Origin of the sequence: Pseudomaricurvus albidus (assembly GCF_018863235.1) — a bacterium.
Classification (GTDB): domain Bacteria; phylum Pseudomonadota; class Gammaproteobacteria; order Pseudomonadales; family Cellvibrionaceae; genus Pseudomaricurvus; species Pseudomaricurvus albidus.
The window spans coordinates 1-12,509 of sequence record NZ_JAHKRS010000013.1 but is presented as its reverse complement, the minus strand read 5'-3'; the positions used below and the strand labels follow the sequence as shown (position 1 = coordinate 12,509).

Here is a 12,509-nt window from a genome sequence, read left to right as displayed (position 1 = left end):
ATTAAGTCTTGGTTATTTTAAGTCTTGTTTGTATTTTACAGTCGGCGGTTAACCCACCAGCTGGTTCATATTCAAAATTGGCAGCAAGATGGCCATGACAATCAGTAATACCGTGACCCCCATAAAGAGCAGCATGGCCGGCTCGAACAGGCCTACCAGTACGGTCACCAGATTTTGTAATTCCCGCGATTGGTAATCGGCCGTGCGTTCCAGCATGGTGTCCAGCTCACCACTGGCTTCCCCGCTGGAAATCATGTGCAGCATCATCGGTGGAAAGTATCCGGTCTCGGCCAGAGCATGGTGAAGACTGCTGCCTTCCTGAACCCGCTGGGTGGCGCCTTGCAGTTGTTGTTTCAGGTATTCGTTGCCCAGCACATCGCAGCTGATTTTCATGGACTCGACCAGTGGCAAGCCGCTGTTGGTCAGAATGCTGAGAGTGCTGGCATAACGGGCGGTATTAAAGCCACCACTGAAGCGTTTGATAAACGGCGTATTCAACAGCCAGCGGTGAAACTTAAGTCGGATGTGATCTTTTTTCAGTAACTGGAACACGCACACTACAGCGATTGCGAGACCCAGCACCACCGCCCAGCCATAACCGGCGATAAAGTCGCTGATGGCAACCAGACCAACGGTTAGCGCGGGTAACTGCTGGCCTGAACCCACAAACACCTTGATCACATCCGGTACCACGTACACCATCAATCCGGTCACCATGGTGATGGACAACAAAATCAGCATGCAGGGGTAAATCATCGCCATCTGCACTTTCTGCTTGAATTGCTGACTTTCTTCCGTGTGATCCGCCAGGCGGTTCATGACCTTGTCGAGGTGGCCGGAGTGTTCGCCGGCCGATACGGTGGCGCGGTACAAATTGGGAAAGGCGCGGGGGAATTGCGCCAGACTGCCGGCCAGAGTGTGGCCTTCGAGCACTTTCGAACGCACCGCCAGAATAATGCTTTTGATGCGTGAATCTTCACTTTGCTGGGCGATGGCCTGCAACACTTCTTCCAGTGGCAAGCCGGCCTGAATCAGGGTGGCCATCTGACGAGTGATCAGTGCCAGGGACTTGGTGGGCAGGCCCGGAGTCATCAGCGACAGCCCAAAAAACTTTGGGGTGTTTTCCTGTTGTGACTTTTGTTGCCCTTCAACGAGTGTCAGCGGGGTGAGCTTTTTTTCCCTCAGCAGTTGCCGTGCCTGACGCATACTGTCGGCTTCAATCACACCGCTGCGAGAGCGCCCTTCCAGTGTCAGGGCTTTGTAATCAAAGGCTGCCATGACGTGGTTCCGAATGTTTCAGTAATGTACAGAGTGGGGTATTAATCTTCATGGGTCACCCGCAAGACCTCTTCGACGGTGGTTTTACCGGCCAGAATCCGCGCGCGACCGTCGTCGCGAATACTCGGGCTGTGTTGTCTGGCGTAGGCAATGATCTCAGCTTCTGATGCACGGTTATGAATCAATGCGCGCAAGGATTCGTCAATTTGAATGATTTCGTAAATGCCGGTGCGGCCGCTGTAGCCCAGTTGGTTGCAGTGGTCACAGCCGTTGGCGTGGTAGAGCGTTAAGGGTTTGTTCTCATCGTATGGGACTTGCAGCAATTCACATTCGGCTTCGTCGGCGGTGTAGGGGGTTTTGCATTCGGGGCACAGCACCCGCACCAGCCGTTGGGCAATCACGCCGATAAGACTGGAGGACAGCAGGAAGGGTTCGATGCCCATGTCCACCAGTCGGGTCACAGCACCCACCGCGGTGTTGGTGTGGAGGGTGGAAAGCACCAGGTGGCCGGTCAAACTGGCCTGAATGGCAATCTCAACGGTTTCCAGGTCGCGAATCTCGCCCACCATCACCACATCGGGATCCTGACGCAGCATGGCGCGAAGACCGCGGGCAAAGGTCATGTCGGCTTTGATGTTCACCTGTGTCTGGCCAATCCCCTCCAGGTTGTACTCAATGGGGTCTTCCACGGTGAGGATGTTTTTGTCTGCCTGATTGATGCTGGATAGACCGGCGTAGAGAGTGGTGGTCTTACCGGAACCGGTAGGTCCCGTGACCAGCAAGATACCGTGTGGTTTGTGCAGCAGTTCGGTCAGCCGCTTTTCATCGTTGGGCAGCATGCCCATGCTGCTCAGTTTGAGGCGACCGGCTTGCTTGTCCAACAGACGCAGCACCACCCGTTCGCCGTTACTGGAAGGCATGGTGGAAACCCGGATGTCCACTTCGCGGCCGCCCACGCGCAATGAGATACGACCATCCTGAGGAACCCGTTTTTCCGCGATATCCAGCTTCGACATCACCTTGATGCGGGAGACCAACAAGGGCGCCAGTTCTCGCTTGGGTTGCACCACTTCACGCAGTATGCCGTCGACCCGGAAGCGAACCACCAGGCGGTTCTCAAAGGTTTCGATGTGGATGTCGGACGCGTTTAGTTTGATCGCTTCAGACAGCAGCGCGTTGATCAGGCGAATGATCGGTGCGTCGTCTTCCTGTTCCAGCAGGTCTTCGGTTTCAGGAACCGCATTGGCCAGACTGGTAAGGTCCATATCGCCGCCCAGATCTTCCACCATTTGCATGGCTTCGCTGGAGTCGCGCTCATAGGTTTTGGTCAGGGCCAGCTGGAAGTCTTCGGGACTGACAAAGGTAATGTCTACGGGGTGCCCTAAATGACGTTGGGACTCCGCGATGATTTCAATGGGAGGTAAGCTGGTGCACAGCAGTTTCGTGCCGCCGTCACCGGCGAGCAGGACCTGATGCCGTTTGGCAAAACCGAACGGCAGCTTCAGCGGGCTCTGCGGCGCATCCACCTCAACCGGGGCGAGCAGTTCGTCGGTCACTTCAATGGCGTCAGGCATCGCCAGAGCTTCCTGTGTTGTTCAGGGTATTGCTTGTTTGCCCCTCGGTGGGTTTGTCTGTGTCGGCCGAAGGCATGGATGGTGTCTTGGGCAGGGTGGCGGGTGCACTGCTGCCAGTGGGGGTGCTCAGAGGTGGCAATTGTGGCACCTGGCCGGGGATAAAGTAGGAATCGACTTTGGAGCGGAATTCCTTTTGATCCAGCTTGATGCGATCGTAGCGTTCACGGGTGACTTCATAGCTGGCAAGGCTGTCATTCAAAATGGTTGGGCGAATAAATACCATCAGGTTGCGTTTGACGGTTTTGGTATTGGTGCTTTTAAACAACCGTCCCAGACCGGGAATGTCTCCGAAAAAGGGAACCTTGCTTTCAATTTCTTCCGCTTCATCGCGAATCAGGCCGCCGAGCACCAAAATTTCGTTGTCATCAATCAGCACGCGGGTTTTGATCTCCCGCTTGTTGGTGATGATGTCGGCTGCACCCACGTCGGCGGTCTGGCTGATATTTTCCACGCTCTGTTCGATTTCCAGTGTCACGGAATTGTTGTTGTTCACCCGCGGCTTGACCTTCAGTGTGATACCCACGTCCTTTCGCTCAATGGTCTGGAAGGGGTCGTCGTTCTCGCGGGCTTCACTGCCGGTGATGAATGGCACGTTGGAGCCCACGAGAATCTGGGCCTCTTCATTATCCAGCGCCATGATGGTGGGGGTGGAGAGAATGTTGGCGTTGGTTTCTGTGGCCAGAGCATTAATCAGCGCCCGCATTTGTCCGCCGCTGAAATACCCCATGGTGAAGCCGGAGCCCAATGCGCCGAGTCCCGTGTTCTGATTAATATTGAGAACCGGTGTGCGGGGGAAGGAGCGAAAACCGAGACTGGTGTCGGTGTTGTTGGCGACCCACTCAATACCCAGGTCATTACCCAGGTCTTCGTTCACCTCGACGATCAGCGCTTCAACCAGAACCTGAGCGCGGCGGCGATCCAGCTTGGCAATCACACCCTTCATGGTGTTCAGCATGGCCGGTGGTGCGGTAATCACCAGCGCATTGACGGATTCGTTGGCCTGGATGCCGATTTCTGTGTCGACCGCGACCTTGTCTTTCTGATTTTTTTTCAGGCTGCCGGAAATACTTTCCAGAATCGGTACCAGATCCGCGGCGTTGCTGTAGTTGAGATAAAACACCTGAGTGTTGCCATCACCGGATAACGGTTGATCCAGACGGTGCACCAGTTTGCGAATTTGACTGCGGGTCGCCAGATCGCCGGTCAGCAACAGGCTGTTGGAGCGTTCATCCACAGCGAGCATGACCGACAGGTTTTCTGCCCCCTTCGCCTGCTGTTGAGGCAGCAGTTTGTTGATGACGTCTGCAACATCCTTGGCACTGGCGAACTGCATGGGAATCAGTTCAATGTCGACGGTGCTGCCGGTATCAAGACTGCTGACAATATCGATGACTTTCTGAATGTTGTTGGCGCGATCGGCAATGATCAGGGCATTGGTGGCAGGATAGGCAGCCAGGTGTCCCACTTGTGGCACCAGTGGCCGTAACAGGTTCACCAGCTGGGTGGCGGAAATGTTCTTGATTTTAACGATTTGCACGACCACATCTTCTGCGGTCTTTTGCTCTCCGTTACCTGTGACGGGCACCGACGACTGTTTGGCCAGTGCATCGGGAATGACTTTGATGGAATTGGCGCTTTCAATAACCGCAAAGCCATAGACCTGTAAGGTGGATAAAAAGACTTCGTAAGCTTCGCCGCGGGTCATTGGCTCGCCGGCCATGACGGTGACTTTACCTTTCACATTGGGGTGCACAATGATGCTTTTGCCAGTGACTTCCTGAGCCCATTGAATCAGGTCGCGAATGTCCGCATTGTCCAGCGCAAGGGTGATTCGCCCTTGTGATGACTGAGTCTGGGCTTGCGCTGGGGCAGAGCTCAGTAGCGCACCGGTAGAAAGCAGTGTAGTGAGCAGTGTGAGCGCGGTGAATGCCTTGGCCCAGCGAGAAGTGTTACGACAATTTAACGTTCTACAGTAATCCATGGTCTCAGCCTGATTGCTTAACTGGCGCCAAGCGACCAGTCCTTAATGTTATTGTTTTGATAGTGGGTTCACCGCTGTGCATTCGCCAGGCAAACGTCACGGCATCCTATGCCAGAATAGCTCCGCAGAAAGCGGCCTCCTTGAAGCTCTGTTAACTCGACTCATTGGTGTTAACAGAGCGTCAAGAATAGGCGCTGAATATTACAAGTCGCGTGCTTCCCTCAACTGCTTTAGACGATCCTTCAGTGACGCTGTCCGTTGTTCTTGAGATAGTTGTTCTTGCGATGTTTGTTGTTGGGACAGAGCCTGTGTACTTTCGGGGACAGGGAGATATGCGGGGTTGTTGCGGGTTGCGACGCTGGTCGAGCCGCCGCGGTTTTGAGGTTTCGGGAAGCTCAGAGTTTCCAGCATGCCGTTGCGGCTGAGAATTACTTGCTCTGTGCCAACGCTGCTGATGGTGGCGCCGCCGGGAAGCTCGTCATCCACACCGTAGTATTTGGCACCTTTTCCCTTCTCTGCGATCAGTGCCCGGCCTTCTTCCGCGATGGTACTGCCTATCACGCCATGCAACTCCAGATTCAGCCGTGTTTCCGGGACATTTTCCTGATTGGTAATCTGCGGTGTTTCAGCTGCTTTAGCGGCGCCAAACCACTGACCGGCAACCAGCGCTTCAATGGACGCAGTGTGCGAACGGGAGGACGTAGAAAGCCTTGCCTGATCCGAAGAGGACAAGACGGGTTGCGAGCGAGCGGTGGCAACATCCTGGTAGAGCCCGCTGCCCAAATGGACAGTGCAGGCAATCGCAAGCAGTGCGACCGCTCCAGCGGCTAGTCTTGGCTTGTTAGCCAGTAAATCCTGTTTGTCGGCCAAGAGGCGGCTCCATGTGTCCGGCTGCATGATCGAAATTAACCCCTAATGGTTCTTTTATTATTTTCTATCCCTTGTAGATTCTATTTTGCCCATGTTTATAGGCGGTTGCTACCGTTCATTCCGATGAGTTTTTACTTGTTATGATCTGAGACTTTAGTAAAAAACGAAAAGCTAGAGCCAAAGGCTATTAAAAACAGGGAGGGATGTGGAACGACGCGCAACCGGTGTCAGCCGATTAAGCCGTCCCACAGCAATTTGAGGCCAACAATCATCAGGAAAAAATAGCAAAGGCGGTAGATGAGCGCCTCGTTCATGCGCTGCAGGCAGTAGTAACCCAGGCGCACACCGACCGGCGCCAGTGGCACCAGGGCCAGTGAGGTCATCAGGTTAGAGTGATCAAACTGACCCAGCCAGGCGTAGGGGATGACTTTCACCAGGTTCACTACGGTGAAAAACATGGCGAAGGTCCCCATCAGCATTTTCTTTTCCAGTTGCTGGGGCAGCATGTAAATACTGATCGGAGGGCCTCCGGCGTGGATGCCAAAACTGGTGAACCCGGCTATAGAGCCCCATAAGGTACCGCGGGCTACGCTGGGAGGACGCTTGGTGTTGTTGTTTCTCTTCCGTTTGACCCAGTAATCGAGACAAAAGACCACGGAGATCAGACCGATCATGACGCGAATGGCGTCTTCGGACAGGTAGCGAAAGGTGAATGCACCGACCACAATACCGGCTATGGCGCCAGGCAGGGTGTACTTCAGATTGATTTTGCTCCACTGGCCGCGAAAGCTCCAGATGGCGACAAAGTCCATCACCACCAGGATGGGCAAGAGCACAGCGGCGGCTGTTACCGGCGACACGGCCAGGGCCATAAGCGGCACAGAGACAATGGCAATGCCGCTGCCCAGCCCACCTTTGGCCATGCCATATAGCAAGATGGCGGGGACAGCGCAGAGATAAAAGAAGGGATCAGTGATCATGGTGTCAGCTGACCTCCACGAGAGTGTCTGGTACCCGCAAACACTCTCTTACATTTTCTCCATGGTTTCGATGCCCAGCAGGTCCAGTCCGGTTTTCAGGGTTTGGGCGGCCACTCTGGCGATACTCAAGCGGCTGTTGCGGGTAGCCGTGTCTACATCATCCTTGAGGATCGGGCAGGCCTCATAGAAGCGCATAAACAGGCTGGCAACATCGTATAAATAGTTACACAACACGTGTGGGTAAGCTTCACGGGTGACCTGATCCAGCACTTCCGGGAATTGCAGCAGCTTCAGTGCCAGGGCTTTTTCCTGCTCGGTACCGATTTGAATGTCTGCTGTCAGCTCGTCCGGGTTGACACTTGCCTTGCGGAAAATGCTCTGGATGCGGGTATAGGCATACTGCAGGTAGGGGGCGGTATTGCCCTCGAAGCTGAGCATGGAATCCCAGTTGAAGATGTAGTCGTTAGTGCGTGTCTTCGACAGGTCGGCGTATTTCACCGCACCGATACCCACCTTTTGTGCCACTTCGACTTTTTCTTCTTCGCTTAAGCCCGGGTCTTTTTCTGCAATCAGTGCGGCGGCGCGCTCTACGGCTTCATTCAACAGGTCGGCCAGCTTGACGGTGCCACCGCTACGGGTTTTGAACGGTTTGCCGTCCGAGCCCATCATGGTGCCGAAGGCGTGGTGTTCCAGGCTGATATCAGCTGGGACAAATTTGGCTTTACGAGCCAGGGTGAACACCTGATTCATATGCAGTGACTGGCGGGCATCAATAAAGTACAGAATGCGGTCGGCTTTCAGCACGTTGGCGCGATAGCGCAGGGCGGCCAGGTCTGAGGTGGCGTATAGATAGCCGCCACCCTGTTTCTGAATGATCACCGGACTGGGGTTGCCCTCTTTGTCGGCCAGTTCCTGCAGGAAGACGACCTGAGCGCCCTGATCTTCTACCGCCAGACCTTGTTTCTGCAGTTCTGCAACCACTTTCGGCAGGTCGTCGTTGTATGCGCTTTCGCCGCGAACGTCATTGTCGGTCAGGGTGACGTTCAGTTGCTGATAAATCTCTTCGCTGTGGTGCAGGGAGACTTTTTTGAACTTCTCCCAAAGTCCCAGCACTTTCTCGTCGCCGGATTGCAGTTTTACCACATAGTCGCGGGCGCGTTTGGCGAAGGCTTCGTCATCGTCAAAATGCTTTTTGGATTGTTGGTAAAAGCCTTCCAGATCCTTCAGGGCAAACTCTGCCGCTTCGCCGTCTTCCAGCTGATCTTCCAGTTCGGCGATCAGCATGCCGAATTGGGTGCCCCAGTCACCTACGTGGTTTTGACGAATCACGTTCTGGCCCTGAAATTCCAGTGCCCGCACCAGAGCATCACCGATGATGCTGGAGCGCAGGTGCCCCACGTGCATTTCTTTTGCCAGATTGGGGGAGGAGTAATCCACCACCACCGTCTGTGGATCGGTGGCTTTTTCCTGGCCCAATTGCGGATCGTTGAGCAGGGTTGCAGTCTGCTGTGCCAGCCAGCTGTCCGCCAGGTGGATGTTGATGAAACCGGGGCCGGCAATTTCAGTCTTGTCGGCAATGCCACTCAGGTCGAGGTTGTCGAGAATTTGCTGTGCCAGCTCGCGAGGGTTGGTTTTCATGGCCTTGGCTGCAGCCATGGCGCCATTGGCCTGATAGTCACCAAAACCCGCTTTCTTGGAGGGGGCAAGGTGGGCGCTGTAGTCGGCGGGAATGCCGGCAGCCTGCATGGCCTGTTGGACTTTATCGTTCAGCAGTTCGCGAATATTCATAGGGACTCGATAGGGGCTTCTTAATAATGAGAGGTTGAGAAAGCGCTTCTCAAACCGGGCAGATCAAATATGGGGCGCGATTTTATCGTGTTGGGCGACCAATTAGTAGGCTGAAGGCGTTTAATCGTAGACTGAAGTCACTTGAGCGGGCAGATGGAAGGCAATCTCGGCAAAAGCTTCGGTCAGCTTCCCCAAAAAGCGGCAATGATTGGACTTTTCAGGCGCTTTTTCAGTGTGCACAGTCCGACATCGTAATGCCCCAGCTCGTTAAGTTGCGGCAGGATTTCCACCCGATCGGCCAGCGGGCTGTTTTCCAGAACGATCTGGGGCACAACGCCTATGCCAAAACCCAGGCTGACCATACTGACCAGAGCCTCGTGGCCTGCCACCTGGGCGTAGATGCGAGGGGTCACCTTGATGCGCTTGAACCAGCCATCAATGCGCTCGCGGGCGATGCCTTCTTCCGACAGGATCATGGGGGTGTTGGCCCAGTCATCCGCGCTGGCGGGTGCGATAACGGGTAAGTTGTCGCTTACTTCTTTGGGGGCAATAAAAACCAGAGGAGAGACTGCAATCCGCCGGAATGCCAGATTGTCTGGCAGTTTGTCCGGGCGGGCGGCAATGGCGATGTCTTCCTGTCCGTTGAGTACCCGGCTGATAGCCGGGGCCGGATCTCCGGTGTGCAGTTTCAGCTCAATGCGCGGGTGACGCTGGCGGAAGTCACTGAGGATGTCATACAGAAAGCTGTAGCTGGCGGTAACGGAGCAGTAAATACTGATCTCGCCTTTCAGGTCGTGGCTTTCCTCCATGAGGGAATCGCGAAAGGCATCCCACTGTTGCAGGGTGTCGCGGGCGTAGGTCTGCAGCAGTTTGCCTTCCTGTGTCAGCGCTACCCGGCGGTTATCTCGCTCAAACAGGGTGACCCCCAGGTTTTCCTCCAGCTGTTTGATGCTGCGACTGAGTGCCGAGGGGCTGATGTGAAGTTCTTCACTGGTTCGGCCAAAATGCAGGGTTTCGGACAGATTCAGAAATAAGGTCAGTGAGCGGGTATCCATAGGACGGTCTGCGGCAGATGAGTGTTGCGTTAATGTAAATATAGTATTGCAAATATATCATTTTACGCAACGATGGCGATCCCTTACACTGCGCCACCATTGAATCCTGTCAGATAAAGTGCCGCTCGGGCGGATCTTTGTCTAGGCTTGGGTTCGTTGTCCAAGGTTTTGAAGGATTTTTTCGAAGCTGCTGAGAGTGTTTCGGGGCGGCTTTGAAACGTTTGAATATCAGTTATCCATATTATCTTCTTATATAGAGGTGCATGATGAAAGTTTATTACGATAAGGACTGTGATCTGTCCATTATCCAGGGCAAGAAAGTTGCTGTTATTGGTTACGGTTCTCAGGGTCACGCTCACGCCTGTAACCTGAAAGATTCTGGCGTTGACGTAACTGTTGGCCTGCGTACCGGTTCTTCTTCTGTTGCAAAAGCCGAAGCTCACGGTCTGAAAGTGGCTGACGTTCCTACTGCGGTTGCCGGTGCTGACGTTGTTATGATCCTGACTCCGGACGAGTTCCAGAGCAAGCTGTACAACGAAGAGATCGAGCCAAACATCAAGCAGGGCGCTACCTTGGCTTTCGCCCACGGTTTTGCGATTCACTACAATCAGGTTGTTCCTCGCGTCGATCTGGACGTGATCATGATCGCTCCTAAGGCTCCTGGTCACACTGTTCGTAACGAGTTTGTTAACGGCGGTGGTATTCCTGATCTGATCGCCATTTTCCAGGACGCCTCCGGTTCTGCGAAAGAAGTGGCTCTGTCTTACGCTTCTGGCGTGGGCGGCGGTCGTTCCGGCATCATCGAAACTACCTTTAAAGACGAAACCGAAACTGACCTGTTTGGTGAGCAAGCGGTTTTGTGTGGCGGTTGTGTTGAGCTGGTTAAAGCCGGTTTCGAAACCCTGACCGAAGCGGGTTACGCGCCAGAAATGGCTTACTTCGAGTGTCTGCACGAGCTGAAGCTGATCGTTGACCTGATGTACGAAGGCGGTATCGCCAACATGAACTACTCCATCTCCAACAATGCGGAGTACGGTGAGTACGTGACTGGCCCTGAAGTTATCAACGAAGAGTCTCGTTGGGCCATGCGTAACGCTCTGAAGCGTATTCAGGATGGCGAATACGCCAAGATGTTCATCACTGAAGGTCAAACCAACTATCCTTCAATGACTGCCCATCGTCGTAACAACGCTGCTCACCCAATCGAGCAGGTTGGTGCGCAGCTGCGTTCCATGATGCCTTGGATTGAGGCCAACAAGATCATCGATAAGAGCAAGAACTAAGTTCAAGTTCTGATGAGATTGTAGAAAACGCGGCTTCGGCCGCGTTTTTGCGTTTTGGGACAGGTGCTGGCGTATTCACAATCCTTTCTACAGGCGCGAGGAAGCAGTATCATGGCCACCTTCCACTTCTTGCGAAAGATAAGGCACTAATGAACGATCAAATTCCACATGACAATGACGCAGCTGGCGACTCTCAGGACGATGCTCAGGAAAAACGCGAGCAGGGCATTCTTGACGATATCGTGTTGCCTATCGATGAGCATATAGAAGAGGTCGATGAAAACGGCAAGAGAGTGCGTCGTCGTGGCATCTACCTCTTGCCAAACCTGTTTACGACGGCAGCCTTGTTCAGTGGTTTTTACGCCATCATGTCTGCGATTCAGGGTAGCTTTGAGTTTGCTGCGCTGGCGATTCTGGCGGCAATGGTCTTCGATGGCCTCGATGGGCGGGTGGCTCGCATGACCAATACCACCAGTGAGTTCGGTGTTCAGTACGACAGTCTGTCGGATATGGTGTCCTTTGGCGTGGCGCCGGCGCTGGTGATATACCTATGGGCCCTGGTGGATCTGGGCAAGTTTGGTGTCGGCGTGGCTTTTGTGTATGTCGCTGGTGCCGCATTGAGGCTGGCGCGTTTTAATACACAGGTCGGCGAAGTGGATAAGCGGTACTTTATCGGTCTGGCGAGCCCGGCTGCAGCTGCTGTGGTGGCGGGCATGGTGTGGGCCGGCTTCGATGTCAGTATGGCTGGCAGACCCTCCATTATTGCCGGGATTATCACCGCCCTGATGGGGCTGCTCATGGTTTCCAACGTTAAATACAGCAGTTTCAAAGAGCTGGATTTCCGCGGGCGTGTGCCGTTCGTGATGATTCTGGTGGTTGTGCTGGTATTTGGTGTGGTCGCGATTGATCCGCCCAGAATATTGTTGGGGATGTTTGGTTTGTACGCCGCTTCAGGTTTGGTGATGTGGGTTTGGAGTTTGAGGAAGAAGAAATCCAAAGCTGTCTTGTGAGTCGGGTATGGTTAGAGTCTCTTATAGAGGGTCATCACTTCCATTCCTAAGGGCGCAGTAAGCGCCCTTTCTTTTGCATGTTTGCTTTATCAATTAGTCGGTCTTGGCTGTCTTGATCTTTCTTGCTCCTGGTCTATAGTTAATTTTGCCCGCAAGGAAATCGGATTGCGGACCTCTCTGGTTTTACTCGTAGTGTTTTCTTAAAACATTCAGAATCCAGTTGACCACATGGTGGTGGATGGGCATAATGCGCCTCCCTCGAACGCTGTGGGCTCGAAAGTACTGAAAATCAATAGGTTACAGAGCTTTCTTGAAGTCTGGTTGAGTTTGAAATTAAAGTTTAATTTTTTACTTGTCAGGCGGTTTATCTTCCGTATAATGCGCCGCTCTCAACGACGAGCAGCAAGTTGGTCGGAGGGGTTGAGCGAAGTGATAAAACTCTGAATGAGGGTTCACTTCAGCATGTTTTTGAGTGAAAGGTTTTTGATGGCTAAGCTGTTAAGATCCAACAAAAAAAGAACTTGCCAAGCTTAACGGATTGCGTATAATGCGCCTCCTGCTTCGGGAGACTGAAGCAAAGACAGCAGAAGCCGAGCGCTCTGTGAGTTGTTTAAAAAATTAATCAAGCAA

The 12,509-nt window shown here is 53.6% G+C and carries 9 protein-coding genes; 2 read left to right on the top strand and 7 right to left on the bottom strand.

Annotated elements, in window-relative coordinates; genetic code table 11:
* Positions 1-48: 48 nt before the first annotated feature.
* The 7 genes from gspF to ilvY all read right to left on the bottom strand — a co-directional run bounded on the left by gspF (position 49) and on the right by ilvY (position 9,586).
* Positions 49-1,278, bottom strand: coding sequence for a type II secretion system inner membrane protein GspF (gene gspF / locus KOI40_RS16960; RefSeq protein WP_216098742.1), 1,230 nt, complete (start codon positions 1,276-1,278; stop codon positions 49-51).
* Positions 1,279-1,319: 41 nt separating this feature from the next.
* Entirely contained in the window at positions 1,320-2,852 is a 1,533-nt protein-coding gene (gspE, locus tag KOI40_RS16955) for a type II secretion system ATPase GspE (protein ID WP_216098741.1), read from the bottom strand.
* Positions 2,845-4,893, bottom strand: coding sequence for a type II secretion system secretin GspD (gspD, locus tag KOI40_RS16950; protein WP_216098740.1), 2,049 nt, complete (start codon positions 4,891-4,893; stop codon positions 2,845-2,847). Before gspD ends, gspE begins: the two co-directional genes overlap by 8 nt.
* 201 nt (positions 4,894-5,094) lie before the next feature.
* Positions 5,095-5,763, bottom strand: a complete 669-nt coding sequence (locus KOI40_RS16945) for a type II secretion system protein N (RefSeq protein ID WP_216098739.1) — start codon at positions 5,761-5,763, stop codon at positions 5,095-5,097.
* A gap of 227 nt (positions 5,764-5,990) precedes the next feature.
* Complete coding sequence (locus KOI40_RS16940; RefSeq protein ID WP_216098738.1) at positions 5,991-6,743, bottom strand: sulfite exporter TauE/SafE family protein; 753 nt, start codon at positions 6,741-6,743, stop codon at positions 5,991-5,993.
* Between the two features lie 48 nt (positions 6,744-6,791).
* Positions 6,792-8,531: an arginine--tRNA ligase gene (gene argS / locus KOI40_RS16935; protein ID WP_216098737.1), complete on the bottom strand. Its 1,740-nt coding sequence runs from the start codon at positions 8,529-8,531 to the stop codon at positions 6,792-6,794.
* A gap of 182 nt (positions 8,532-8,713) precedes the next feature.
* Positions 8,714-9,586, bottom strand: coding sequence for an HTH-type transcriptional activator IlvY (gene ilvY / locus KOI40_RS16930; protein WP_216098736.1), 873 nt, complete (start codon positions 9,584-9,586; stop codon positions 8,714-8,716).
* A 266-nt stretch (positions 9,587-9,852) separates the two neighbouring features.
* Here ilvY and ilvC point away from each other — a divergent pair, with 266 nt between their 5' ends.
* Together ilvC and pssA are read left to right on the top strand one after the other, a co-directional pair.
* The gene (gene ilvC / locus KOI40_RS16925) at positions 9,853-10,869 is read left to right on the top strand and encodes a ketol-acid reductoisomerase (RefSeq protein WP_216098800.1); all 1,017 of its coding nucleotides are present in this window, start codon (positions 9,853-9,855) and stop codon (positions 10,867-10,869) included.
* Between the two features lie 149 nt (positions 10,870-11,018).
* Positions 11,019-11,879, top strand: a complete 861-nt coding sequence (gene pssA / locus KOI40_RS16920) for a CDP-diacylglycerol--serine O-phosphatidyltransferase (RefSeq protein WP_216098735.1) — start codon at positions 11,019-11,021, stop codon at positions 11,877-11,879.
* The last annotated feature ends 630 nt before the right edge of the window (positions 11,880-12,509 follow it).